The sequence below is a fragment of the Oryzomicrobium sp. genome (assembly GCF_036820405.1).
Taxonomy (GTDB): Bacteria; Pseudomonadota; Gammaproteobacteria; order Burkholderiales; family Rhodocyclaceae; genus Oryzomicrobium.
In genome coordinates this window covers 129047-154000 of record NZ_DAISLS010000001.1, presented here as the reverse complement: position 1 = coordinate 154000, position 24954 = coordinate 129047, and the positions used below count along the sequence as shown (strand labels likewise).

Below are 24954 nucleotides of genomic sequence, written 5' to 3'. Positions count from 1 at the left end.
TTTGGTAGAATGGATAAGTTTTGTTTTTACCCGTATCAGGGATAAGGAGCCCCTTAATGGAAAACCTCGAACAGCGCGTTAAAAAGATTGTTGCCGAACAACTCGGTGTGAACGAAGCCGATATCAAGACCGAGTCCTCCTTCGTCGACGATCTGGGCGCCGATTCGCTGGATACCGTCGAGCTCGTGATGGCCCTCGAAGAAGAATTCGAGTGCGAAATCCCCGACGAAGAGGCGGAAAAGATCACCACCGTCCAGCAGGCGATCAATTACATCCTCGCCAACAAGAAGTAAGCTTCTGCGGACGTTGATCGGGCCGGCTGTTTCCTCGGAAGCGCCGGCCCGGTTGCATCGAATTGCAGCATCCCGGGGCCGCCGCTTGGCGCAGCCTCGTCCCAGCACGGGCCACGCGGCCCCAGTGGCCGAATGCGGCATGCCCCGAGGAGGGCTGCAACGCAGGGCGCCCCGTGCCTTTCACCCCTCACCAGACATATCCGGAGCGCATGTTGGCACGCCGTAGAGTCGTCATCACCGGCCTGGGGATCATCTCCCCGGTTGGCAACACCGTCGAGGAAGCCTGGCAGAACATTACCGCCGGCCGCACGGGCATTGGTGCCATCACCAAGTTCGATGCCTCCTCCTTCCCGTCCCGCATCGCCGGGGAAGTCAAGAATTTCGACATCGGCACCTATCTGTCGCCGAAAGAAGCCCGTCGCATGGATAGTTTCATCCATTTCGGCATGGCGGCCGGCATCCAGGCGGTCCGCGACGCGGGCCTGGAAGGCAACGATAAGCTGGACATGGAGCGCATCGGCGTCTCCATCGGTTCCGGCATCGGCGGCCTGCCCCTGATCGAGCAGACCCACGATGAATACCTGGCCGGCGGTGTGCGCAAGGTCAGCCCCTTCTTCGTGCCCGGCTCGATCATCAACATGATCTCCGGCAATCTGTCGATCATGTACGGCTACAAGGGCCCCAACATCGCCCTGGTGACCGCCTGCACTACCGGCACCCACTCCATCGGCGAAGCGGCCCGCATCATCGAGTACGGCGACGCCGACGTGATGGTTGCCGGCGGTGCCGAATCCACCGTGTCGCCCCTGGGCGTCGGCGGCTTCTGCGCGGCCCGGGCCCTTTCCACCCGCAACGACGATCCCGCGGCCGCCAGCCGTCCCTGGGACAAGGATCGCGACGGCTTCGTCCTGGGCGAGGGGGCCGGCGTCTTGGTACTGGAAGAGTATGAGCACGCCAAGGCCCGCGGTGCCAAGATTTACGCCGAACTGATCGGCTACGGTCGCAGCGCCGACGCCTACCATATGACCCAGCCGGTGGAAAACGGCGAAGGCGCGGCCCGTTGCATGGTCAACGCCCTCAAGAACGCCGGTATCAATCCTTCCGACGTCCAGTACGTGAATGCCCACGGCACCTCCACCCCCTTGGGTGACATGGCCGAGACCCAGGCGGTCAAGCGCTGCTTCGGCGACGCGGCCCAGTCCCTGGTGGTCAGCTCCACCAAGTCCATGACCGGCCATCTGCTGGGCGCGGCGGGTGGCATCGAGGCGGTGTTCTCCACCCTGGCGGTGCATCAGCAGGTGGCGCCTCCTACCATCAACCTGGCCAATCCGGGCGAAGGCTGCGATCTGGATTACTGCGCCAACGAAGCCCGCTCCATGCGTATCGACGTGGCCCTGTCCAACTCCTTCGGGTTCGGTGGGACCAACGGTACTCTGGCGTTCAAGCGCATCTGAGGTTTTCGGGTGCGGCTGCCTTGGCAACTGCACCCCTGTCCCTCCCGCTTCGGGCTGGGACTGCTGGGCGGGCTTCACCTCGCCGCCCTGCTTGCCATCGCCGCATCGGCTTACGCCGGCGCGGCGATTTTCATTTGGTCGGGCGCATTGGCCGCGTTCATCCTGTCCCTGGCCTGGAGCGCCTGGAGCCTGCGGCGTGCGCCCCACGCCTTGCGCCTGGGGAGGGAAGGGCAGTTGCACGTGCGGCTGGGCCGGGACGACACCTGGCGTCCGGCCCGCCTGCTGGGGGATACGGCCGTCTGGGAATTCGCGGTGATCCTGCGCTGCCGTCTGGAAGGCCGGGAAGGAATAGGGGCGGAACGCCTGGGCCGAACCCTGCTGATCGGCCGGGACAGCTTGCCGCCCGACGACTTTCGGGCGCTAAGCGTATGGCTGCGCTGGCGGGAGTGCGGAAAGCGGGGAGGGAAGCCGGGGGAGGCCGACGGCCTCCCCCGGTAGGAGCGAGCCCCTTGGGCGGGCTTTAGCGCTTCGAGCGGAACACCCGGGGGCGAGCGCCGGGCAGAACGGTATTGCGGGGGCGTGGCAGGGTATCCGGGTAGTCGCGGCTGAAGTGCAGCCCACGGCTTTCCCTACGCTTCAGGGCGCAGCGCACGATCAGATCGGCGGTCACCACCAGGTTGCGCAGCTCGATCAGGTCGTGGCTGATGCGGAAGTTGGCGTAGAACTCGTCGATTTCCCGGGCCAGCAGGCGGATGCGGTGCTGGGCGCGGGTGAGGCGCTTGGTGGTGCGGACGATGCCCACGTAGTCCCACATGAAACGGCGCAACTCGTCCCAGTTGTGGGAAATGACGATCTCTTCGTCGGCATCGGTGACCGCGCTTTCATCCCAGGCCGGCAGGTTCGGGATGGGGGGAGGCGTCTGGGCAAGGATGTCGGCGCAGGCAGCCTCGGAAAAGACGATGCACTCGAGGAGCGAGTTGGAGGCCAGACGGTTGGCGCCGTGCAGCCCGGTGCAGGCCGATTCGCCGGAGGCGTAGAGCCCGGGTACGTCGGTGCGCGCCTTCAGGTCGGTGACGATGCCGCCGCAGGTGTAGTGGGCCGCCGGCACCACCGGGATGGGCTCCCGGGAAATGTCGATGCCCAACTCCAGGCAGCGGGCGTAGATATTTGGGAAGTGGGTCTGCAGGAACTCCACCGGCTTGTGGCTGATGTCCAGGTAGACACAATCCAGGCCGCGCTTCTTCATCTCGAAGTCGATGGCTCGGGCGACGATGTCCCGGGGGGCTAGTTCGGCCCGGGGATCGTGGGCGGGCATGAAGCGGGTGCCGTCGGGCAGACGCAACAGACCGCCTTCGCCGCGGACCGCTTCGGAAATGAGGAAGGACTTGGCCTGGGGGTGGTACAGGCAGGTCGGGTGAAACTGGATGAATTCCATGTTGGCTACCCGGCAGCCGGCCCGGTGGGCCATGGCGATGCCGTCGCCGGTGGAAGTGTCCGGGTTGGTGGTGTAGAGATACACCTTGCCCGCGCCGCCGGCACCGATCAGGGTGAATGGGGCTGCCGCAGTGGTCACGTGCCCGGTGCGCGAATCCAGCACGTAGGCGCCGTAACAGCGGTTGTCGTCCAGCCCCAGCTTGGCGCCGGTGATCAGGTCGATGGCGATGTGGTGCTCCAGCACCGTGATGTTCGGGTGGTGCCGCACCTTGCGCGTCAGGGTGTCCTGCACGGCGGCGCCGGTGGCGTCGTTGACGTGGATGACGCGGCGGTGGCTGTGGCCGCCTTCCCGGGTCAGGTGGTAGCCCTTGTCGCCCTTGGTGAAGGGGACGCCCTGTTCGATCAGCCACTCGATGGCGCGGCGGCCGTTCTCAACCACGAAGCGGGTGGCGGCCGGGTCGTTGAGATAGGCGCCGGCGTCAAAAGTGTCGTGGATGTGGGCTTCGATGGAATCCTGGTTGTCCAGGACCGCGGCGATGCCGCCTTGGGCCCAGCCGGAGGCGCTGTCTTCCAGGCTCCGCTTGCTGATCAGACCGACTTTTTTGTGCTGGGCGAGCCGCAGTGCGGCGGATTGACCGGCAAGACCGCTGCCGATGATGAGTACGTCGAAATTCAAGGCCACAGTATTGTTTCCCCGAAACTGCTCTTGCGGCAGTCCTGAACGAGAGTCCCGCACTATAGCGCCGGGGGGAGCGGGGCGCAACGAACATGGTCCCGGCACAGGCGCACAGTGTTGGTGCATTCGGCGCGGAAAAACAGGGGAAAAGCTGAACTAATTCTCAAATGGGAATGTCACATCTGCGGCTCATGCGAATTGCGAGGTGAAACAGTTTTTTTCTGTTGGGCATGAAGTGTTTTCGGGGTGCGGCGTTGTTATATACTGCGGCAAACCCTTATAAGAAAACCCCTCATCTCCCAATCGAAAAGCATGAGCAATCGCGAAGTTGACCAAGTGTTGGTTGAGCGGGCTCAAGCCGGCGACAAACACGCGTTCGAACTGCTGGTCGCCAAGTACCAGCGGAAACTGGCGCGCTTGTTGTCTCGCTTCATCCGCGACCCTGCCGAGGTGGAAGACGTGACGCAAGAGGCTTTCATTAAAGCCTATCGGGCTTTGCCGGCGTTTCGGGGGGATAGCGCGTTTTATACGTGGCTTTATCGCATTGGCATAAATACTGCCAAGAACTACCTGGTGGCCCAGGGGCGCCGCGCCCCCACCTCGACCGAGTTCGATTCGGAAGAGGCGGAAACCTTCGAAGACGGCGACCAGCTACGGGACATCAACACCCCCGATGCTCTCTTGCTGTCCAAACAGATCGGCGAAACCGTCAACTCCGCAATGGAGGCCCTGCCTGAGGAGCTCCGCACCGCGATTGTGTTGCGCGAGATCGAAGGGCTGTCTTACGAGGACATTGCCAAGATCATGGAATGTCCAATCGGCACCGTGCGTTCCCGCATTTTCAGGGCGCGGGAAGCCGTGGCCGCCAAGTTGCGGCCCTTGCTCGACACGGCACCGGACAGACGATGGTAGTTCGCCATGCAACAACAACTCCCCATCGACGTCTCCCTCCTGACCGATTCGGAATTCGAGGGTGAAGCGGCCGATACGGCGTTGGCCCGGGTCCACGGCTCTGCGGAAGAGCGTTCCCGCTGGCTGCTTTATCACCTGATCGGCGACGTCCTGCGCGGCGATTGCCCGGTCGCCGGCAATTGCGCGGCCTTCATGGCCCGCTTCTCGCGACGCCTTCAGGATGAGCCGCCGGTAGCGACAGCGATCGCGGCCCGGCGCATCCTACCCGGAGTGCCTCAACAAAAAAGCCGTGAAAGCCGGGGAATGGCGTCGAAATCCGCCCTGGCTGTCGCGGCGGCGCTTGCCGGAATCATGGTGGCCGGCCTGGCTTCCCTGTCCCTGTCGCCAGCCGGGCAGGTCAGTTTCGCCGCCTTGCCGGGCTCGGCCCTGGACGGGGCGCCGTTGCCGCCGGCCATCGCCCGGGAATACCTGCTGGCCCACGAAGGGGCCGCCCGGGTCGCCACCCTGACCAGCGTCAATCCGCGCATCAAGAGCCTGGCCATGGCCGTCACGCCAGCGGAGGACGAGGCGAAATGACCTGGGCAGCCCGGCTGCTCCTGGTGGTGCTGGCTTTCTTTTTGCAGAACGCGGCCAGCGCAGATCCTCTCGTTTGGCTCAAACGCATGACCCAGGCCAATGGCAGCCTGGACTACAACGGAACCTTCATCTACCAGTGCGGCCCCGTTTCGGAAACCTCGCGCATCGTGCACGGTACCGAGGATGGCCGGGAGATGGAGTGGATCCAGGTATTGGACGGCCCGCCCCGGGAAATGCTGCGGGTCGGCGACGAGGTGCGGGCCTTCCTGCCCGGCGAGAAGCGCGAAGTGGTCGAAAAGCGCGCCGGCGGGCGGGGCTTCCCCGGCCGGGTGGCGGTGGTGCCGGAGCAATTGCTCAACTACTACACGGTCAAGGCGGGCGGCGGGGAGCGGGTGGCCGGACTGGATGCCCGGTTGCTGATCCTCGAACCCAAGGACGGCTGGCGCTTCGGCCACCGCTTCTGGGTCGACGCCAACTCCGGCCTGCTACTCAAGGCGTGGGTGATGGACGACAAGGGGCTGCCGGTGGAGCAGTTCAGCTTTACCCAGATCGCCATCGGCTCCCCCCAGGATTTCACGGCCTTGAAGGCCCGCTGGCGGGAGGACCGGCCGCAGCCCGACTGGAAAGTGGACAACATGCTGCCGGGCGAGGCGGTCAATGGCGACGCCGGCTGGATTCTGCATGGCGGCGTTCCCGGTTTCCGCAAGACCGCAGTCTGGCGGCGGCGCTTGGGCGACGGGGCGGGCTCGGTGCTGCACATGCTGTTCTCCGACGGCGTGGCCGCGGTGTCGGTATTCGTCACGCCGGTCGACCAGGCCCGCACAGCCCGTCCCGGCACCTCCACCCAAGGGGGAGTCGCCATGCACGTGCGCCTGGTGTCTGGCAACGTGGTGACCGCCATGGGCGAGGTGCCGCCCGCCACGGTGCGCAAGATCGCCGAAAGCCTGGAACTGAAAAAATGAAAATCTGCCGGAGCATCGGGATACGTGATTGAAATTGCCGCTGTCGTAACCGCCGTGGAAAATGGCTACCTGGAAGTGGAATCCGCATCGACGGGATGCGGGCGCTGCCACGAACCCGGCGGCTGCGGCGGTGTTTCCCTGGGCTCGATGCTTTGCGCCAAGCCCCGCCGCCTACGGGTGCGCAACGACCTGCCCGGCCCGGTGCAGGTCGGCGACCAGGTGGACGTGGGTGTGGCCGACGGCATCCTGGGACAGGCCGCGTTGGTAACCTACGCGCTTCCCCTGGCCGGCCTGCTGCTGGGTGCCCTGGCCGGCGCCCGGGGGGGGGATGTCGGCGCCATTCTGGGCGGCGCGGCGGGATTGGGCGTGGCTTGGCTCCTGGCCCGGCGCATGCGCCGGCAGGCCGAAGCCCGGGCGGGCGATCTGGTCGTCGTGCGCCACCGCCCGGCGCAGGCTGCCGCCTAGCGTCGCACGGTTCCGGGGATTTGGCGGCGGCCTTTGCCGTTCTTGGGTTTTCCCGGCCGCTTTGGCGGCCGGTTTCGTTTGTTCTGGCATTGCAACGAGAAGAGGTCTCCATGCGTTCGCTCATGCGCTGTTTCGCTGTCTTGCTGTTTCTCAGCCTGGCGCCCCTGGCTTCCGCCCAGGCAGTCAAGGGGCTTCCCGACTTCACCGAACTGGTGGAGCGGCAGGGGCCGGCGGTAGTCAACGTCAGCACCACCCAGGTGGTGCGTAGCAACCGGGCCACCCCCCAGTTGCCTTTCGACGAAGACGATCCCATGTTCGATTTCTTCCGGCGTTTCATGCCGCCGGAAGCTCGTCCGAATACCCCCCGTGAATTTGAGAACCGCTCCCTTGGCTCGGGTTTCATCATCAGCGCCGACGGCTACATCCTGACTAATGCCCATGTGGTGGATTCTGCCGACGAGATTTCGGTCAAGCTCACCGACAAGCGGGAGTACAAGGCCAAGGTGATCGGTGCTGACAAGCGCACCGACGTGGCCCTGCTCAAAATCGATGCTACCGGCCTGCCCACGGTCAGGCTTGGCGACCCGAGCCAGCTCAAGGTCGGCGAGTGGGTGGTGGCCATCGGTTCGCCCTTCGGCTTCGACAACACGGTGACCGCCGGCATCGTTTCTGCCAAGGGACGCTCCCTGCCCCAGGAGAACTACGTGCCCTTTATCCAGACCGACGTGGCCATCAACCCCGGCAACTCCGGCGGCCCCCTGTTCAACATGCGGGGCGAGGTGGTGGGGGTCAATTCCCAGATCTACAGCCGCTCCGGCGGCTTCATGGGCATCTCGTTCGCCATCCCCATCGACGTGGCCATGGATGTCCAGGGCCAGTTGCGCCAGTTCGGCAAGGTCAACCGGGGACGGATCGGCGTTGTCATCCAGGAGGTGACCAAGGAATTGGCCGATTCCTTCGGGCTGCCGCGCACTTCCGGTGCCCTGGTGAACGCGGTCGAGCCCAACGGGCCGGCGGACAAGGCCGGCATCCTGCCCGGGGACGTGATCCTGCGCTTCGACGGCAAGCCGGTCAGCAATTCCATCGACCTGCCGCGAGTGGTGGCCAGCACCAAGCCCGGCACCCGCGTGCCCATCCAGGTGTGGCGCAAGGGGACCACCCGGGATCTGGTGGTGGCCATCGGCGAAATGCCCGACGAAGGCCAGAGTACACGCAAGGAAAGCCGCAAGGGCGCCAAGCCCGAGCGGGCCTTCAACAAGCTCGGCCTGCTGGTTTCCGACCTCACCGCCGACCAGAAACGGGAGCTGCGCGTCCCGAGTGGCCTGGTGGTGGACGACGTGCGCGGTCCGGCGGCCCGTTCCGAATTGCGGCCAGGCGACCTGCTGCTGGCCATCATCGACCGGGGCACGACCACGGAACTGCGCTCGGTGGAGCAGTTCAACCGGCTGCTGGCCCAGGTGGAGAAGAACGCCAACGTCACTCTCCTGGTGCGCCGCGGCGACATCCAGACCTTCGTCACCCTCAAGGCCAACGGAGCAGGCAAGGAATGAGCGGCCAATCTCCGGACAAGGTGCGCCTCCGCCTGCTGGGGCGCACCTATTGCCACCTCTGCCACGACATGGAGGAAGCCCTGTCGCCGATTCTGGACGAGTTCGGCATCGACATGGAGGTGGTGGACGTGGACCAGCACCCCACGCTGGAAGAAAGCTGGGGCGAACTGGTGCCGGTGCTGCTCCATGGTGAAACCGAGCTGTGCCACTACTTTCTCGATGCACCGCGGGTGCGGGCCTACCTGGATGGCTTGAAGTAGGCCGCAGGACGCTTTCCGCTTCCAGAAAAGCAAGAAGGCCGGCATTTGCCGGCCTTCTTGCTTGGATAGACCCGTTTCAAGCCTGGCCGCCTTTGGCGGCGTCGTGGAGCTGCCAGACGGCCAGCGCCACCACCAGGGTTCCGGCCACGCTGACGTTGATCACCGCGTCTTGCAGCGCCGCGAAGCCCAGGGCGTAGGGCGAGAGCAACAGCCATACCCCGATCAGGATGTTGAGGAATTCCTGGCCTTCGTCGAGCAGCCGACAGGCGGAGATGATGTTGAAGAAGATCAGCACCATGCCGGCGCCGCAGGCGTTCTCGGTGGCCGAGCGGTCGAGCCAGAAGCCGAGCAGCCAGGGCGAAAGCACCAGCCAGATGCCCACCAGAACGGAAGTCCAGTCCTGCCAGCGGATGGTCATGGCCGCATCCTCGATGAAGGGGTCAGCCCCGGAAGATTTCGAACGGCTCGATGCGCAACACCCGGCGCACGCCGAAATAGCTGGAGATGCCGGCGATCAGCAGCACCATGATGAACGCCAGACCCAGGTTGGTGTAGGTGACGATGGCGGCGTAGTCGGGGATGCGCAGCCGCACCAGGGCGATCAACGCTGCACATAGCCCCACTCCCAGGCCATAGCCGGTCAGGGCGGTGAACAGGGCCTGGAACAGGATCATGGCGACGAGCTCGTGGCCCTTGGCGCCGATGGCCTTCAGGGCGCCGAATTTTTCCAGGTTTTCCAGGATGAAGGTGTAGAAGGTCTGGCCCGAGATCGACAGCCCGACGATGAAGCTGACGATGGTCATGATCATGATGTTGGTGCCGACCCCGGTCTGGTACTTGTAGAAATCGGCGATGCGCTGATCGAACTCCTCCTTGGTCAGGGCCAGGTAGCCCAGGCGCTTCACCTCGGCCTGGATGCGGAGCGTGTCCGACGACTGTTTCGGCTCCACCAGAATGTAGGACATGGTGAAGCGTCCGTTGGGCAGGTACTGGATGGCCCGGCTGTAGGTGGTGTACAGGGTGGGCACGCCGAACAGGCCGCTGGATACCACCCGGGCGATACCCACCACCACGGCCCGGTGGTCGTTGAGTTCGAACTCGGTGCCAATGGTCGGGTTGTGGAGCTTGCGGAATTCGGCGTCGCGCACCACCACGAAACCGTTCTCGCCGAAGATGTCCTCGATCTTCCCCTTTTCCAGGGGCGGCCGGCCGAACAGGCTGGTGTCGTCCAGCCCCAGGATATTGACCGACTGGTAGGTGCCGTCGCGCAGTTTGGCCAGCCCGCCGCCCGAGTAGAGCGGCACCGCGAACTTCACCCCATCGATGCTGCGCACCGCGTCGAGCAGGTAGTCCGGCACCGGGATGGTATTGGCCACCGTGTTCACCGCCGGGTCCATCACCCACATGCTGGCCCCCACGTTGGTCACGGTGGCCGAGGAGCGGTCCAGGATGCCGGCGAACATGGAGGTCATCTGCACCATCAGGAACACGGCGAAAGTGATGCCGATGAGCAGGGCCGAGAACTTGGCGGCGTCGTTGACCAGCAACTTGTAGGCGATGCGGAACAGGCCGGTGTTGTTCATGGCGTCTTCTCCTCGGCGCTGGCGCTGCCAGCCGGATCGGGAGCGGGGCAGGGAGGCGTGCCGCTGCCGGACGGGTCGGCAGGCGTTTCGCAGGGGGCGCTGCGCCAGCCCCCACCCAGGGCCACGTACAAGGCTACGGTGTCCTGGTGGCGTTGGGCCGTGGCGTCGTTGAGGCCCATCCGGGCCTGTTCCACCTGCTGGCGCGCGGCCAGCCAGTCGATGTCGCTGGCCAGCCCCGCATCCCGGTTGGCCGTGACCAGTTCCGCCTGGGCCTGGGCCAGGTCCAGCGCCTGACGCCGGGCAGCGGCGACCTGGGCGTCGTGCTCCAGGGCCTGGAGGGTGTCCGCCACCTGGGCGAGGGCCGTCAGCACCGTTTGCCGGTAGGCGGCCAGGGCCGCGTCGTAGCCGGCCACCGCCGCCGCCTTGCGGGCGACGCCGCTACCGCCCTGGAAGAGGGGCAGGGTAAGCGTGGGCCCCACGCTCCAGAAACGGCTGTTGGGGTCGTGAAGTTCGCCCAGCCGCTGGTTGTTGACCCCGTAGTCCCCTGTCAAGGTGAGGGTCGGGAAGAGGGCGGCGGTGGCGACTCCCACCTGGGCGCTGGCCACGTGCAGGCTGGCCTCCGCCACCAGGATATCGGGGCGCTGGCGTGCGAGCCGGGCGGGCAGGCTGACCGGGAGTTCCCCGGGCAGATGGATGTCTGCCAGTTCCGGCTGTGCCGGAATGTCGTCGGCGGGTGCCCTGCCGATCAGGATGGAAAGCAGATCTGCGGCGGCGGCGCGGCGCTGCTGGAGAGGCGGCAGCGCAGCTTCGCTGGCGACAAGTTGGGACCTGGCCGTCACCACCGCGGCATCGCCGACCAGGCCGGCGGCGGCCTGGGTTTCCACCAGTTCCAGCTGTTGCCGTTGCAGGTCTATCAGCCGTTCCATGGCGGCGATGTCGGCTCGGTAGGCGGCTTCGGCCACGGCGGTATTGACGATGTTGCCGGCCAGGCTCAGATAGGTGGCCTGGAGCGCGGCGCGCTCCGCCTCGGCCTGGGCGGCCAGCCCTTCGACCTGGCGCCGCTCGCCGCCGAACAGGTCGACGACGTAGCCCACCGCCGCACTCAGGGTGTAGAGGTTGAAAATGGACGGCGCCGTGTTGAGGCCCTGGCGCAAAGGCGAGAGCTGCTGCCGGGCGAACCCGGCGCCCAGGTCCACTTCGGGATAGAACACGCCCCGGCTGGCGCGCAGGTTCTGCTGGCTCTGGCGCAGCACCGCCTGGGCCTGGGCCACGCTGGGGCTATTGGCCAAGCCGGCCTGCACCAGGGCGTCGATTTCCGGGCTGGCGAATTCTTTCCACCACTCCCGGGAGACGGCGCTGCCTGCATTGAAACGCTGGGCCCGGCCGTCGCCGGCCACGGTCTGCGTTGGATCGCCGCCGGGCGTATAGCCGCCCTGGGCCGGAGGCGCTGGCCGCACGAAGTCGGGCCCGGCGGCGCAGCCGGCCAGGGCCAGCAGCAATAGGGCGACGGCGGGGATTGGGTGGGCGGGGGGAGGGCGGCTCATGGCTTTTGGCCGATGTAGACGTCCACCAGTTGGCCCGGGTAGAGCTTGAGGCCCGGCTTGGGCGTGAAGCGGAAGACGACCGGCAGCACCCGCACGTCCACCCGCTCCTGGCGCTGGTCGGAGAGCTGGATCTTGGGCGAGACGTAGGGTTGCACCCGGACGAACTCCAGGGGGAGGTGCTCGCTGGTGCCGCGCACGGTCATTTCGGCCACCAGCCGGTCCACCGGAGGCAGGCGATGGACCAGGATTTCGTCGATGTAGCAGCGCACCGCCAGGGTCCGGGGCGCGCTGCCCATCACCACCGCCGGGTTGTTGCTGGCGCCGGTGTAGGTGTCGTAGCTCCCCTGGGCCGAGACAAAGCTGCCCTCGGTGACTTGGATGGCCATCACTACGCCGTCGCCCGGGGCGCGCAGGGTGTATTTGTCGAGGAGGGCCGCGGAGGCGTCGGCAGCGGCGCTCAGGGCCCGGTATTGCCTGTCCTGGCTGGCGATGTCGTAGGACCAGGCACCGGCCCGGGTCAGGTCGTACTGGCGCCGCGCCAGCTCCAGGTTGGCAGTGGCCACCTTCTGGGCGTTGGCGGCGTTGTCCAGGGCGTCCTTGCTGACCGATCCGGGCCTGATCTCGCTGGAACGCCGTTGCTTGTCGTACTGGTCCTGGGCCTGCTTCAGGCTGGCCTGGGCCACCTCTACCTGGGCCTTGGCGATGGCCAGGTTTTCCGGTCGGGGCTGGGCCTTCAATTCCTGGAGTTGGGCTTGCGCGGCGGCAGCCTGTTCCTTCTGCTGCTCGACGGTACGGCGCTGCACCGTGTCGTCCAGGGCCACCAGGGGCGCGCCTTTGCGCACCGTGTCTCCTTCCTTGGCAAGGACCTGGCGGACCGTGCCGGAAACCTCGAAGTAGAGGTTGGCGTTGGCGCCGCTCGGCTGGTCGCTCTCGACGATCCCGTTGGCGTAGATGCCCTTCTCGAAAGGATTGGCCGCAGGGGCGAACACCGGCGGCTCGGCCTTGTGAGGTAGGCTGAGCAGATAGGCGCTGACCAGAGCGCCGATGAAGCCGACGGCGGAAAGGATGAAGATGAGCTTCCGTTTCATTCCGTTCCCCTCATCAGGCCGGTGATCCGGCCGTCTTCCATGTTCATGATCCGGTCCGCGTATTCGTAGATGCGCGAATCGTGGGTGACGATGACGATGCAGCGTTTGTCGTTGAGTACCTGCTCCTTGACGAAGGAGACGATGCGCCGCCCGGTGGTGCCGTCCAGGGACGCGGTGGGTTCATCGAAGATGAGAATCTCGGGCTGGCTGACGATGGCCCGGGCGATGGCCACCCGCTGCTGCTCGCCGCCACTCAGCTTGACCGGCGCCAGGTCGGCACGGTCCAGTAGCCCGACGATCTCCAGATAGCGGCGCGCCTCGGCGATGGCCTGGTTCCAGTCTGTCTTCTGCAGGATCAGGGGAATCGCCACGTTTTCGGCCGTGGTCAGGCGGGGGAAGAGGTGGTAGTCCTGAAAGACGAAGCCGATCCGGTTCAGGCGAAACTCGGCGATGGCGTTGTCGGATTGGTGCCACAGATCCTGGCCGTCGATGGTCACGGTCCCCCGGTTGGGGCGCAGGATTCCCGAGATCATGCTCAACAGGGTGGTCTTGCCGCTGCCCGAGGGGCCGACGATGTACAGCATCTCGCCGAAATACGCTTCGAAGCTGGCGTCCTTGACCGCAACGGTCTGGGCATCGCCTTCGCCAAACCATTTCACCAAGCCGGCTGCGGAAATCGCTACGTTGGCCATGAGTCGGGACGGGCAAAAAGAGGTATCGGAAAGGCGCTTGACGGTTGGTGGTGTGCTGCATCCGCCAGGTTCAATCGAACGAAGCGACGGTTGACGACGATCAACCCTGGATTTTTTCGTGGAACGCCCTCTATCTGCCGTTCAGCATGGCACAACGGTTTTTTCCCGGCGTTGTCCCGGCCCTGTCTTTTAAAAGATTTACATCGTTAATTTTTATGATGATTTGTTGCGGACTTCCGGCTTTTACCCGGCAATCGTTGGCTCGCTTGGGCAAGGCGGTTGCCGGAGGCAGCACTGGGGGCGGGGCAAGGACTTCGCCCCCAGGGCAGCTTTGCCGCGCCGACGCCGGGAACGTCGGCCTCAAGGTATAATCCGCCCCCTGTCCCCGGAGCCCCGCCTGCGTTTTGGTGCGCGCGGCCGATGTCGAAAGCGGAAAATCCCGGCGGCAGCGAATTTCCCCGTTCCGCTCCGGACACGTCCCGTATCGCCAAATGGCGAGTTGGACTCGGAGCGAAAGCCATTCATTTCATGGTGTTGCAAGCCATTCTTCGCGCAGTTTGACACCATGCGACTCGTCAAGAGCCCATGAAACACATCCGCAACTTCTCCATCATCGCCCACATCGACCACGGCAAATCCACCCTGGCGGACCGCATCATCCATCTGTGCGGCGGCCTGTCCGACCGGGAAATGGAAGCCCAGGTGCTCGATTCCATGGACCTGGAGCGGGAGCGGGGCATCACCATCAAGGCCCAGACCGCGGCGCTGCACTACAAGGCCCGGGACGGCCAGGTGTACAACCTCAACCTGATCGATACTCCGGGGCACGTGGACTTCTCCTACGAAGTGTCCCGTTCCCTGGCGGCCTGCGAAGGCGCGCTGCTGGTGGTGGACGCCTCCCAGGGCGTGGAAGCCCAGACCGTGGCCAACTGCTACACCGCCATCGAACAGGGTGTGGAAGTGGTGCCGGTGCTGAACAAGATCGACCTGCCCTCCGCCGAGCCGGACAACGCCAAGCAGGAAATCGAGGATGTGATCGGCATCGACGCCACCGATGCGGTGCTGGCCTCGGCCAAGACCGGCCTGGGCGTCGAGGACATCCTGGAGCGGGTGATCGAGCGCATTCCCCCGCCCAAGGGCGACATCGACGCCCCGTTCAAGGCCCTGATTGTCGATTCCTGGTTCGACAACTACGTCGGCGTGGTGATGCTGGTGCGGGTGGTGGATGGGGAACTCAAGCCCAAGGACAGCATCCTGCTCATGTCCACCGGCGCCAAGCACCTGTGCGAGCAGGTCGGCGTGTTCACCCCCAAGTCCCAGGCCCGGAGTTCCCTCAAGGCGGGAGAGGTGGGGTTCATCATCTCCGGCATCAAGGAACTGAAGTCCGCCAAGGTGGGCGACACCGTTACCGTTGCCACCCGCCCGGCCACCGAGCCGCTGCCCGGCTTCAAGGAAATCAAGCCCCAGGTGTTCGCCGGCCTGTACCCGGTGGAGGCCAACCAGTACGACGCCCTGCGCGATTCCCTGGAAAAGCTGCGCCTGAACGACGCCTCCCTGCAATTCGAGCCGGAAGTCTCCCAAGCCCTGGGCTTCGGCTTCCGCTGCGGCTTCCTCGGCCTGCTGCACATGGAGATCATCCAGGAGCGGCTGGAGCGGGAATTCGACATGGACCTGATCACCACCGCACCGACGGTGGTGTACCAGGTGGTGCTCAAGGACGGCAGCGAGATCTTCATCGAGAACCCCTCCAAGCTGCCGGACGTGGGCAAGTTCGACGAGATCCGCGAACCGATCATCACGACCACCATCTTCGTTCCCGAGGATTACCTGGGCGCGGTGATGACCCTGTGCAACGCCAAGCGCGGCTCCCAGGTGGACATGCGCTACCACGGCCGCCAGGTGCAGCTGATCTACGACATGCCGATGAACGAAGTGGTGATGGACTTCTTCGACAAGCTCAAGTCCGTCTCCCGGGGCTACGCCTCCCTGGACTACGACTTCAAGGAATACCGGGCCGCCAACCTGGTGAAGATGGACATTCTCATCAACGGCGACAAGGTGGACGCCCTGTCCCTGATCGTGCATCGGGACAACGCCCAGTACCGGGGCCGCGAACTGGCCGCCAAGATGCGCGAGCTGATTCCGCGCCAGATGTTCGACGTGGCCATCCAGGCGGCCATCGGGTCCAACATCATCGCCCGGGAAACGGTCAAGGCCATGCGCAAGGACGTGCTGGCCAAGTGCTACGGCGGCGACATCAGCCGGAAGAAGAAGCTGCTGGAAAAGCAGAAGGCCGGCAAACGCCGCATGAAGCAGATCGGCACCGTGGAAGTGCCTCAGGAAGCCTTCCTGGCCGTGCTGCGGGTCGACGGCAAGTAAGCCGCCGCGCCTGTTTCCATCTCAACCTCGGACACCTCTCATCCCGTTTCTGGAGCCGGTTGCGTGAATTTCGCCCTGATTCTCTTCGTCCTGCTGGTGGCCACCGGCCTGATCTGGCTCACCGATGTGCTGGTCTTCCGCAAGCGCCGCCAGCCGGGCGCGCCGGACCCGTTGTGGGTCGAGTACGGTGCCGGCTTCTTCCCGGTCATCCTGGTGGTGTTCGTGCTGCGCTCCTTCATCGCCGAGCCGTTCAAGATTCCCTCCGGCTCCATGATCCCCACCTTGCAGATCGGCGACTTCATCCTGGTGAACAAGTTCACCTACGGCATCCGCCTGCCGGTCATCAACAAGAAGGTCATTCCGCTCAACGACCCCAAGGTCGGCGACGTGATCGTCTTCCGCTACCCGGAAGACCCGAGCCTGGACTACATCAAGCGGGTGGTGGGCGTGCCCGGCGACAAGGTGGCCTACCAGGACAAGCGCCTCACCATCAACGGCAAGCCCGTCCCCACCAAGGCGCTGCCCGACTACCTGCACGGCGACCGCCTCTACTATTCCCAGCACTTCGAGGAAAACCTGGGCGGCGTGCAGCACGAGATTCTCAACGACGCCGATGCGCCGGCCTTCATCAGCGACGCCATCCAGTTCCCCGGCCGCGACGATTGTCTCTACAATAATTCCGGTGTGGTCTGCACGGTGCCCCCGGGCCATTATTTCGTCATGGGCGACAACCGGGACAACAGCCGCGACAGCCGCTTCTGGGGCTTCGTGCCGGACGAGAACATCGTCGGCAAGGCCTTCTTCATCTGGTGGAACTTCGGCGAGATGCGCCGGATCGGCAGCTTTCACTAAACCATGACGACCCACGACCCGAAACGCCTCAAGGAGGGCATGATGAAGCATCAGCGCGGTGTAAGCCTCGGCGGCCTGTTGATGGCCTGCTTCGTCATCGTCGTGCTGGTGGTCTTCGGCATGAAGATCGTGCCCGCGGTGATCGAGTACTACGCCATCGTCAAGAACGCCAAGGCCGTGGCTACCAGCAGCGGTGCCGGCGCCACGGTGAACGACGTGCGCCAGGCCTTCGACCGCCGCGCGGTCGTCGATGGCATCGAGTCCGTCCGCGGCGTCGACCTGGACATCAGCAAGGACCGCAACCAGATCGTGGTCGGCTTCGAGTACGAAAAGCGCATCCGCCTGGGCGGCCCGGTCAGCCTGGTGATCGACTTCAAGGGTTCCACCTCGGCCCAGGACAAAGGGGACTAAGTGGCCGGCTCCCTAGGCCTGGCGCCCTTGCAGCGTAGTCTCGGCCACACCTTTGCCCAATCCGAGCTGCTCCAGACGGCCCTGACGCACCGCAGCTACGGCACGCCCCACAACGAACGCCTCGAATTCATCGGCGACGGCCTGCTCAACAGCATCGTCGCCTTGCAGCTCTACCAGCGCTTCCCCAACTTGCCCGAAGGGGATCTGTCCCGCCTGCGGGCCAACCTGGTCCGCCAGGACACCTTGCACCAGATCGCCCTGCAACTCGACCTGGGCAACCACCTCCGCCTGGGGGAGGGGGAGCTCAAGAGCGGCGGCCACAAGCGCCCCTCGATACTGGCCGACGCCCTGGAGGCCCTGTTCGGGGCCATCTACCTGGACGCCGGCTTCGACGCCGTGGCCCGGGTCGTTTCCGCCCTGTTCGCGGCCCGGATTGCCGGCATCGATCCGGCCAAGCCGATGAAGGACCCCAAGACCCGCCTCCAGGAATGGCTCCAGGCCCGGCGCAAGCCGCTGCCGAGCTATGTGATGTGCGGCAGCGAAGGCGACGCCCACCTCCAGGAATTCATCGTCGCCTGTGAAATCCAATCCCTTAGCCTGACCACCCAGGGCCGCGGCCCGAGCCGCCGCGCCGCCGAACAGCAGGCTGCCGAGGCGGCTCTGCGCGCCCTTGAAAAGTGAACGACATGACCAACGACACTACCGGCCACGATGATGGCCACGACCTCCCCGAATTCGACTTCGACGCTGGCGCCGAGGCCGCCGGCCCGGCCAACGCGGCCGACTACCGCTCCGGCTACGTCGCCATCGTCGGCCGCCCCAACGTGGGCAAATCCACCCTGCTGAACCGCCTGGTGGGCGAAAAGATCAGTATCGTCTCGCGCAAGGCCCAGACCACGCGCCACCGCATCACCGGCATCCTCACCGACGAAAACGCCGGCCACGAGGCCCAGTTCGTCTTCGTGGACACCCCGGGCTTCCAGACCAAATACTCCAACGCCCTTAACCGGGCCATGAACCGGGGCGTCACCCAGGCCCTCAACGACGTGGACGTGGTGGTGATGGTGGTCGAGGCCGGCCGCTACGGCGGCGCCGACCAGCAGGTGGTGCGCCTCCTGCCCGAGGGCAAACCCGTGGTGCTGGCGGTCAACAAGATCGACCGTATCGCCGACAAGGGCGCGCTGCTGCCCTTCCTGGCCGAGGTCGGCCAGGCCCATCCCTGGGCCGCCGTGGTGCCGGTTTCCGCCGCCCGGGGCAAGCAGACCGCCGAACTCCTGGGCGAGATCCGCAAGCACCTGCCCAACGAAGGCCTGCTCTTCCCCGAGGACGAGCTGACCGACAAGAGCGAACGCTTTCTGGCTGCCGAATACATCCGCGAAAAGCTCTTCCGCCTGCTTGGCGACGAGCTGCCCTACGGCGCCACGGTGGAGATCGAAAAGTTCGAGGTGGAGCCGGGGCAGGGCACCAAGGGCCCGCTACGGCGCATCTTTGCCGCCATCGTGGTGGACCGGGACAGCCACAAGCCCATCGTCATCGGCAAGGGCGGCGAGACCCTGAAGCGCATCGCCACCGAGGCCCGCCAGGACATGGAGCGCCTGTTCGACGGCAAGGTGTACCTGGAAGTGTGGGTCAAGGTGAAGTCCGGCTGGACCGACGACGACCGCCTGCTGCGCAGCCTGGGCTACGAATAATCCGGCAGCCCCTGCATCCCTGCACTGACACCTCCACCGCTCCCTGCTCCAAATCGTGCACCGCGGCAAAGTCGACGGCCAGCCCGCCTACATCCTGCACACCTACCCGTTCCGGGAAACCAGCCTGATCGTCGAGGCCTTTTCCCGGGATTTCGGCCGGGTGGCCCTGGTAGCCCGTGGGGCACGCCGGCCCCGTTCGCCGATCCGCGGCCTGCTCATGGCCTTCCAGCCGGTGGAGCTGGCCTGGTCGGGCAAGGGTGAGGTGCTCACCCTGATGAAGGCCGAATGGGTCGGCGGCCAGCCCCTGCTCGGCGGCCACGCGCTCTTCTGCGGGTACTATCTCAACGAACTGCTGCTCAACCTGCTGCCCCGGGAGGATGCCCACGAGCGCCTCTTTCTGGCCTACGCCCAGACCCTGCGGCGTTTTGCCGAGGGAGTGCAGGAGGCCGATCTGCGCCGCTTCGAGAAAGCCCTGTTGCAGGAGCTGGGCTACGGCCTGTGGCTCACCGAGGACGCCGACGGCAAGCCGGTGGCGGAAGAGGGCTGGTACGCCTACGAGATCGAGCGCGGCCCGGTACGGCTGGCCCGGCAAGGGCAGTCGCCCCTGTGCATCAGCGGCCGGGCGCTGCTGGCCCTGGCCCGGGACGATTTCGCCGAACCTCGGCTGCTGGCCGAGGCCAAACAATTGATGCGGGCCCTGATGGCCCACTACCTGGGCGGGGAAACCCTGGAAACCCGCCGTATTTTCAAGGAACTTCAGGAGCTTTGAGATGGGCAGAGAGGTTGGCGTGAGCGGCATGATCGAACTGGGGGTCAATATCGACCACGTGGCCACCCTGCGCCAGGCCCGGCGCACCTACGAGCCGGACCCGCTGTGGGCCGCCGTGGAGGCCCACCTGGGTGGCGCCGACGGCATCACCGTGCACCTGCGCGAAGACCGCCGCCACATCAACGACGACGACGTGCGTCGCTTGAAGGAAAGCACCCAGATCAAGCTCAACCTGGAAATGGCGGCCACCGACGAAATGGTCGAGATCGCCCGGCGCATCAAGCCTGAAATGGCCATGCTGGTGCCCGAAGGCCGCCACGAGGTGACCACCGAGGGCGGCCTGGACGTGGCCGCCCAGGAGGATCGGTTGAAGGATGTGGTGGCCCGCCTGGCCGACGCCGGCATCGTCACCAGCGTCTTCATCGATGCCGAGCTGCGCCAGGTGGAAGCCGCCGAGCGCATCGGCGCCCGGGTCTGCGAACTGCACACCGGCCCCTACGCCCACGCCTTCCACAACGCCGGCCGCGATGCCGAGGCCCCGGCGGTGCAGGCCGAGATCGCCAAGATCGCCCTGGCCGGCGAGGCCATCCGCGCCTTCGGCATGCGCTTCAACGCCGGCCACGCCCTCAACTACTACAACGTCCAGCCTATCGCCCGCCTGCCCGGCGTGCGCGAGCTGCACATCGGCCACGCCATCGTCAGCCGCGCCGTGTTCGTCGGCCTGCGCGAGGCGGTGCGTGAAATGAAGACCCTGATCCGCGAGGGCGCCGCCATCGGCAGCGTCTAACGGACCCCAAAGGAGGGCGCCATGATCTACGGCATCGGTACCGACATCGTCGCCATCGCCCGGCTGGAGCGCATGTATGCGCGCCATGGCGAGAAGGCCCTGGAGCGCCTGCTGGCCCCGGACGAGATCGCCGAATTCCGCCAGGCCGGCGACGCGGGGCGTTTTCTCGCCAAGCGCTTCGCCGCCAAGGAAGCCTTCGCCAAGGCCCTGGGCACCGGGGTGCGCCACCCCGCCGGTCTCTCCGACATCGCCGTGGGCCACGATGCCCTGGGCAAGCCCATCCTGGTCTATTCCCGGGCCTTGGGCGAGCACATGGCGGCCAGCCGCCTGGCCGCCCACCTGACCCTGTCCGATGAGAAGGAGTACGCCGTGGCCTTCGTCGTCATCGAATGCGTCGCCTCGCGCTGACGGCGCGCCCACGCCACTCTTTATCGACTGCCCCATGTCCAGCCCGTTCCAGCCCAGCCTCCCGACCTCCGCTTCCCTCGGCCCCGTGATGATCGACGTGGTGGGCACTGCCCTCTGCGACGACGACCGCCGCCGCCTGGCCCACCCCCTGGTGGGGGGGGTGATCCTGTTCACCCGTAACTTCCGCGACGTCGGGCAGTTATGCGAACTCACCGCCGCCATCCGCGCCGTGCGGCCCCTGCCCATCGCCGTGGACCACGAGGGCGGCCGGGTGCAGCGCTTCCGCGATGGTTTCACCCGGCTGCCGGCCATGGCCCGCCTGGGCGAAGCCTGGGGCCGCGATCCGCAGCAGGCCCGCCTGGACGCCGAGGCCGTGGGCTACGTGCTGGCGAGCGAACTGCGGGCCTGCGGCGTCGATTTTTCCTTCGCCCCGGTGCTCGACCTGGACTGGGGACGCAGCGGCGTGGTCGGCGAGCGCGCCTTCCACCGGGACCCGGCGGTGGTGGCCGAACTGGCCGGCGCCCTGATCGCCGGCCTCAAGGCGGCGGGCATGGCCGGCGGTTGCGGCAAGCACTTCCCCGGCCACGGCTGGGCCGAAGCCGATTCCCATGTGGCCATGCCCCGGGACGAGCGTTCCCTGGGCGAGCTCATGGCCGCCGACCTGGCGCCCTACCGGGCCCTGGATCTGGCGGCAGTGATGCCGGCCCATGTGGTCTATCCCCAAGTGGACGACCGCCCGGCGGGCTTTTCGCCGGTCTGGCATGGCCTGCTGCGCCGCGAGTTCGGCCAAGGCGGCCAGGGCTTCGACGGCATCGTCTTCAGCGACGATCTGTCCATGGAAGGGGCCAGCGTCGCCGGCGACGTGGTGGCCCGGGCCGAGGCGGCCTACGGGACCGGCTGTGACATGCTGCTGGTGTGCAACAAGCCCGAGACGGTGGACGACCTGCTCGCCCGCTGGCGCCCGGCGCTGCGTCCGGAAAGCACCGCCCGGCTGTCCATCCTCTGGCCCCACTGCGCTGCGCCCACCTGGGTCGGGCTGGTGGACGATCCGGTCTACAAGGCTGCCCGGGCCCGCATCGACGCCCTGACGGCCCACGCCCCCCAGCCGGCGGCCGTCCGGGCCTGAGGCGTTCCGTTCCCTGCCGCCATCCTTGCCGCCACCGATCCATGCCACCCTCTGAAACACCGCGCCAGTCCTTGATCTCCGAGAAGGCATTGCCGAACGCCGCGCCAGACGGGGATCTTCAGGCCACCGCCGCGGAGGTCCCCACCCAGAGCGGCGATCCGGAGAGTGGCAAAGGGGAGGGGAGTACGTCCGTCGAACCGGCAGACCAGTCCGAACCCGCCGTCCCCTTCGACGCAAAAACGTTCCTGGCCACGGTGCCCGAGCTGCCCGGGGTCTACCGCATGATCGACGCCGCCGACACGGTGCTCTACGTCGGCAAGGCCAAGAACCTGCGCAAGCGGGTCTCGTCCTACTTCCAGAAGAACCACCCGAGCCCGCGCATCGCCCTGATGGTGGCCAAGATCGCCCGGGTGGACACCACGGTGACGCGCACCGAGGCCGAGGCGTTGCTGCTCGAAAACAACCTGATCAAGCGCCTCAGCCCCCGTTACAACATCCTCTTCCGCGACGACAAGTCCTACCCCTACATCGTCCTCACCCGGGACGATTCGCCGCGCCTGGGCTTTCACCGGGGCAGTCTGGACCGCAAGGCCGACTACTTCGGCCCGTTCCCCTCCGCCGGCGCGGTGCGCGACAGCCTGCACCTGTTGCAGAAGATGTTCCGCCTGCGCACCTGCGAGAACTCGGTATTTTCCAACCGCTCCCGGCCCTGCCTGCTCTACCAGATCAAGCGCTGCAGCGGCCCCTGCGTCGGCCTGATCGATCCGGACGAGTACAGGGAGGACGTGCGCCTGGCGGCGCTGTTCCTCCAGGGCCGCCAGCAGGAGGTGATCGAGCGCCTGACCCGGGCCATGGAGCAGGCCGCCGAGAACCTGGCCTTCGAGCAGGCCGCCGCCTACCGGGACCAGATCCAGAGCCTGCACAAGGTCCAGGACAAGCAGTTCATGGAGAGCCAGCGGGAAGAGGACCTGGACGTGGTCGCCGCAGTGGCCGACGAGGGCGGCATGCTCTGCGTCAACCTGGCCATGGTGCGCGGCGGTCGCCATTTGGGGGACAAGCCCCTGTTCCCGAGCAACGCCGCCGATTTCACCCCGGCCGAGGCCCTGGCCGCCTTCCTCACTCAGCACTACGCGCTGCACCCGATCCCGGGCCGCATCCTGGTGAACGTGGCTCCGGCGGAAGGGGAGGAGGGCGAAGCTCTGCTCGCCGAGATTGCCGAAATCGCCGGCCGGCCGGTGCCGGTGGGTCTGGCCCGCTACGAGGCCCACAAGGTATGGGTCGAGCTGGCCGAGCAGAATGCCCGGCTGGCCCTGGCGGCGCGGCGCAACACCATCTCGCTGCAAGGCCGGCGCGTCGAGGCCCTGACCGAGGTGCTTGGGCTGGAAGCGATCCAGCGCATCGAGTGCTTCGACATCAGCCACACCCAGGGAGAGGCCACCGTGGCCTCCTGCGTGGTGTGGATGTCGGAAGAGGGCAAGGGCGGCATGCGCCGCAGCGAATACCGCCGCTTTAACATCACCGACATCACGCCGGGGGATGATTACGCGGCGATCCGCCAGGCCGTGTCGCGCCGTTACGATGCGGTGGCCACCGGGGAGGGCGTCTGCCCCGACCTGATTCTGATCGACGGCGGCAAGGGCCAGTTGGCCATGGCCCACGACGCCCTGGTGGAGCTGGGCCTGACCGAGGTGCCGCACCTGGGAGTGGCCAAGGGCGAAGGGCGCAAGCCCGGGCTGGAATCCCTCGTTTTCCCCGATGGGCGCGAGCCGCTACAATTGCCTCCGGAACACCCAGCCTTGCACCTGATCCAGGAAGTCCGCGACGAAGCGCACCGTTTCGCCATTTCCGGGCATCGGGCCAAGCGCGCCAAGGCCCGCATCACCTCCCGGCTCGAAGACGTGCCGGGCATCGGGCCGAAGAAGCGCAAGGCCCTGATCACCCGCTTCGGCGGCTTGCAGGGCATCGCCGAGGCCGGGATGGACCAGTTGGCCGCCGTACCCGGCATCGGCCCGGACCTGGCGGAAAAGATTTACGCGGCCTTTCACTGACAACGCAGCCTTCCCTACATGCCGTTCAACCTGCCCATCTTCCTCACCTGGCTGCGTATCGTCGCCATTCCGCTGCTGATCGCCGCCTACTACGTGCCGGACAGTTGGCTCAGCGGGCAGGAGCGCAATCTGGCCGCCACCCTCATTTTCATCGCCGCCGCGCTCACCGACTGGCTCGACGGCTACTTGGCCCGGGCGCTCAACCAGACCTCGGCCTTCGGCGCCTTCCTCGACCCGGTGGCCGACAAGCTGATGGTGGCCGCCGCCCTGATCGTGCTGGTGCAGCTCGACCGCACCAACGCGGTGATCGCCGCCATCATCATCGGCCGGGAGATCACCATTTCCGCCCTGCGCGAGTGGATGGCCAAGATCGGCGCCGCCAAGAGCGTGGCGGTGTCGATGATCGGCAAGGTCAAGACCGCCGCCCAGATGACCGCTATCCCGCTGCTGCTGTTCCACGCCCCTTATCACGGCATCAATGTGCACGAGTGGGGCACCTGGCTGCTGTGGGTGGCCGCCGTGCTGACCCTGTGGTCCATGGGCTACTACATGCGCATGGCCTGGCCGGAAATCCTGCGCCAGGAAGCGCGCCAGCACGGCCGCTGACCGGTCCTTGTTTCAGTTTTCATGCCAAAAGGATATTTTGGCCTTAAACAGGGCCGGATGTTGACATCGCCGCGCCAGTCCTTATAATGCGCTCCACGTTGAACGCGGGAGTAGCTCAGTTGGTAGAGCGATACCTTGCCAAGGTATAGGTCGAGAGTTCGAGACTCTTCTCCCGCTCCAGATTTCTGGGTAAAGATTGGCGTCTTTGCCCATGTGGTTCGAACCACGCGGAATGTTTGGTTTTGGCGCGATAGCAAAGCGGTTATGCACCGGATTGCAAATCCGTGTAGGTCGGTTCGACTCCGGCTCGCGCCTCCAGTAGCTTGAAGTAAAAGGTTTTGCGGGAGTAGCTCAGTTGGTAGAGCGATACCTTGCCAAGGTATAGGTC

At 66.0% G+C, this 24954-nt stretch carries 26 protein-coding genes and 2 tRNA genes; 22 read left to right on the top strand and 6 right to left on the bottom strand.

Annotation, left to right across the window (positions count from 1 at the left end):
* Nucleotides 1-56 precede the first annotated feature (56 nt).
* The 3 genes from acpP (at nt 57) to V7Z98_RS00710 (ending at nt 2245) form a co-directional block, all read left to right on the top strand.
* Nucleotides 57-293 carry an acyl carrier protein gene (gene acpP / locus V7Z98_RS00720; protein ID WP_293265347.1) on the top strand — a complete coding sequence of 79 codons (237 nt, stop codon included), beginning with the start codon at nt 57-59 and terminating at the stop codon, nt 291-293.
* Between the two features lie 212 nt (nt 294-505).
* On the top strand, nt 506-1747 hold the full coding sequence (gene fabF / locus V7Z98_RS00715) for a beta-ketoacyl-ACP synthase II (protein ID WP_334156599.1): 1242 nt from the start codon (nt 506-508) through the stop codon (nt 1745-1747).
* Nucleotides 1748-1756: 9 nt separating this feature from the next.
* Nucleotides 1757-2245: a protein YgfX gene (locus V7Z98_RS00710; protein ID WP_334156598.1), complete on the top strand. Its 489-nt coding sequence runs from the start codon at nt 1757-1759 to the stop codon at nt 2243-2245.
* A 22-nt stretch (nt 2246-2267) separates the two neighbouring features.
* On the opposite strand, the gene nadB is transcribed toward V7Z98_RS00710, so the two are convergent.
* Nucleotides 2268-3863, bottom strand: coding sequence for an L-aspartate oxidase (gene nadB, locus V7Z98_RS00705; RefSeq protein ID WP_334156597.1), 1596 nt, complete (start codon nt 3861-3863; stop codon nt 2268-2270).
* Nucleotides 3864-4169: 306 nt separating this feature from the next.
* Here nadB and rpoE point away from each other — a divergent pair, with 306 nt between their 5' ends.
* The 6 genes from rpoE to V7Z98_RS00675 all read left to right on the top strand — a co-directional run bounded on the left by rpoE (nt 4170) and on the right by V7Z98_RS00675 (nt 8582).
* Nucleotides 4170-4769: an RNA polymerase sigma factor RpoE gene (gene rpoE, locus V7Z98_RS00700; protein ID WP_293265355.1), complete on the top strand. Its 600-nt coding sequence runs from the start codon at nt 4170-4172 to the stop codon at nt 4767-4769.
* A 6-nt stretch (nt 4770-4775) separates the two neighbouring features.
* Nucleotides 4776-5345 carry a sigma-E factor negative regulatory protein gene (locus tag V7Z98_RS00695; protein WP_334156596.1) on the top strand — a complete coding sequence of 190 codons (570 nt, stop codon included), beginning with the start codon at nt 4776-4778 and terminating at the stop codon, nt 5343-5345.
* Nucleotides 5342-6307: a MucB/RseB C-terminal domain-containing protein gene (locus V7Z98_RS00690; RefSeq protein ID WP_334156595.1), complete on the top strand. Its 966-nt coding sequence runs from the start codon at nt 5342-5344 to the stop codon at nt 6305-6307. The genes V7Z98_RS00695 and V7Z98_RS00690 overlap by 4 nt, the downstream gene beginning before the upstream one ends.
* 24 nt (nt 6308-6331) lie before the next feature.
* Nucleotides 6332-6772: a SoxR reducing system RseC family protein gene (locus V7Z98_RS00685; RefSeq protein ID WP_334156594.1), complete on the top strand. Its 441-nt coding sequence runs from the start codon at nt 6332-6334 to the stop codon at nt 6770-6772.
* Nucleotides 6773-6882: 110 nt separating this feature from the next.
* The gene (locus tag V7Z98_RS00680; protein WP_293265363.1) at nt 6883-8322 is read left to right on the top strand and encodes a DegQ family serine endoprotease; all 1440 of its coding nucleotides are present in this window, start codon (nt 6883-6885) and stop codon (nt 8320-8322) included.
* Nucleotides 8319-8582, top strand: coding sequence for a glutaredoxin family protein (locus tag V7Z98_RS00675; RefSeq protein ID WP_293265365.1), 264 nt, complete (start codon nt 8319-8321; stop codon nt 8580-8582). Before V7Z98_RS00680 ends, V7Z98_RS00675 begins: the two co-directional genes overlap by 4 nt.
* 76 nt (nt 8583-8658) lie before the next feature.
* Here the strand turns inward: V7Z98_RS00675 and V7Z98_RS00670 are convergent, their stop codons facing one another.
* Genes V7Z98_RS00670 through V7Z98_RS00650 form a run of 5 tightly spaced genes read right to left on the bottom strand, consistent with a single transcriptional unit; the run spans nt 8659 to nt 13456 of the window.
* Nucleotides 8659-9000, bottom strand: coding sequence for an SPW repeat protein (locus V7Z98_RS00670; RefSeq protein ID WP_293265367.1), 342 nt, complete (start codon nt 8998-9000; stop codon nt 8659-8661).
* A gap of 22 nt (nt 9001-9022) precedes the next feature.
* Complete coding sequence (locus tag V7Z98_RS00665; protein WP_334156593.1) at nt 9023-10165, bottom strand: ABC transporter permease; 1143 nt, start codon at nt 10163-10165, stop codon at nt 9023-9025.
* Nucleotides 10162-11709: an efflux transporter outer membrane subunit gene (locus V7Z98_RS00660; protein ID WP_334156592.1), complete on the bottom strand. Its 1548-nt coding sequence runs from the start codon at nt 11707-11709 to the stop codon at nt 10162-10164. Before V7Z98_RS00660 ends, V7Z98_RS00665 begins: the two co-directional genes overlap by 4 nt.
* Nucleotides 11706-12797 carry an HlyD family secretion protein gene (locus tag V7Z98_RS00655; RefSeq protein ID WP_334156591.1) on the bottom strand — a complete coding sequence of 364 codons (1092 nt, stop codon included), beginning with the start codon at nt 12795-12797 and terminating at the stop codon, nt 11706-11708. Before V7Z98_RS00655 ends, V7Z98_RS00660 begins: the two co-directional genes overlap by 4 nt.
* Nucleotides 12794-13456 carry an ABC transporter ATP-binding protein gene (locus V7Z98_RS00650; RefSeq protein WP_334156590.1) on the bottom strand — a complete coding sequence of 221 codons (663 nt, stop codon included), beginning with the start codon at nt 13454-13456 and terminating at the stop codon, nt 12794-12796. The genes V7Z98_RS00655 and V7Z98_RS00650 overlap by 4 nt, the downstream gene beginning before the upstream one ends.
* Nucleotides 13457-14074: 618 nt before the next feature.
* On the opposite strand from V7Z98_RS00650, the gene lepA reads away from it, so the two are divergent.
* The 13 genes from lepA to V7Z98_RS00585 all read left to right on the top strand — a co-directional run bounded on the left by lepA (nt 14075) and on the right by V7Z98_RS00585 (nt 24884).
* Complete coding sequence (gene lepA, locus V7Z98_RS00645; protein WP_293265374.1) at nt 14075-15868, top strand: translation elongation factor 4; 1794 nt, start codon at nt 14075-14077, stop codon at nt 15866-15868.
* 63 nt (nt 15869-15931) lie between these two features.
* A complete protein-coding gene (gene lepB / locus V7Z98_RS00640) occupies nt 15932-16720 on the top strand; it encodes a signal peptidase I (protein ID WP_334156589.1) in 789 nt (262 codons plus the stop codon).
* A 3-nt stretch (nt 16721-16723) separates the two neighbouring features.
* Nucleotides 16724-17131 carry a DUF4845 domain-containing protein gene (locus V7Z98_RS00635; protein ID WP_293265377.1) on the top strand — a complete coding sequence of 136 codons (408 nt, stop codon included), beginning with the start codon at nt 16724-16726 and terminating at the stop codon, nt 17129-17131.
* On the top strand, nt 17132-17812 hold the full coding sequence (rnc, locus tag V7Z98_RS00630) for a ribonuclease III (protein WP_334156588.1): 681 nt from the start codon (nt 17132-17134) through the stop codon (nt 17810-17812).
* A gap of 5 nt (nt 17813-17817) precedes the next feature.
* On the top strand, nt 17818-18822 hold the full coding sequence (era, locus tag V7Z98_RS00625; RefSeq protein ID WP_334156587.1) for a GTPase Era: 1005 nt from the start codon (nt 17818-17820) through the stop codon (nt 18820-18822).
* Nucleotides 18823-18874: 52 nt separating this feature from the next.
* On the top strand, nt 18875-19591 hold the full coding sequence (gene recO, locus V7Z98_RS00620; protein ID WP_293265393.1) for a DNA repair protein RecO: 717 nt from the start codon (nt 18875-18877) through the stop codon (nt 19589-19591).
* Nucleotides 19592-19619: 28 nt separating this feature from the next.
* Nucleotides 19620-20378, top strand: coding sequence for a pyridoxine 5'-phosphate synthase (locus V7Z98_RS00615; RefSeq protein WP_334156728.1), 759 nt, complete (start codon nt 19620-19622; stop codon nt 20376-20378).
* 21 nt (nt 20379-20399) lie between these two features.
* On the top strand, nt 20400-20786 hold the full coding sequence (gene acpS / locus V7Z98_RS00610) for a holo-ACP synthase (protein WP_334156586.1): 387 nt from the start codon (nt 20400-20402) through the stop codon (nt 20784-20786).
* A 34-nt stretch (nt 20787-20820) separates the two neighbouring features.
* Nucleotides 20821-21912, top strand: a complete 1092-nt coding sequence (gene nagZ / locus V7Z98_RS00605) for a beta-N-acetylhexosaminidase (RefSeq protein WP_334156585.1) — start codon at nt 20821-20823, stop codon at nt 21910-21912.
* A gap of 41 nt (nt 21913-21953) precedes the next feature.
* Nucleotides 21954-23960: an excinuclease ABC subunit UvrC gene (gene uvrC / locus V7Z98_RS00600; protein WP_334156584.1), complete on the top strand. Its 2007-nt coding sequence runs from the start codon at nt 21954-21956 to the stop codon at nt 23958-23960.
* Between the two features lie 18 nt (nt 23961-23978).
* Nucleotides 23979-24566, top strand: a complete 588-nt coding sequence (pgsA, locus tag V7Z98_RS00595) for a CDP-diacylglycerol--glycerol-3-phosphate 3-phosphatidyltransferase (protein WP_293265387.1) — start codon at nt 23979-23981, stop codon at nt 24564-24566.
* 104 nt (nt 24567-24670) lie between these two features.
* Nucleotides 24671-24746, top strand: a tRNA-Gly gene (locus V7Z98_RS00590).
* A 64-nt stretch (nt 24747-24810) separates the two neighbouring features.
* Nucleotides 24811-24884, top strand: a tRNA-Cys gene (locus V7Z98_RS00585).
* Nucleotides 24885-24954 lie beyond the last annotated feature (70 nt).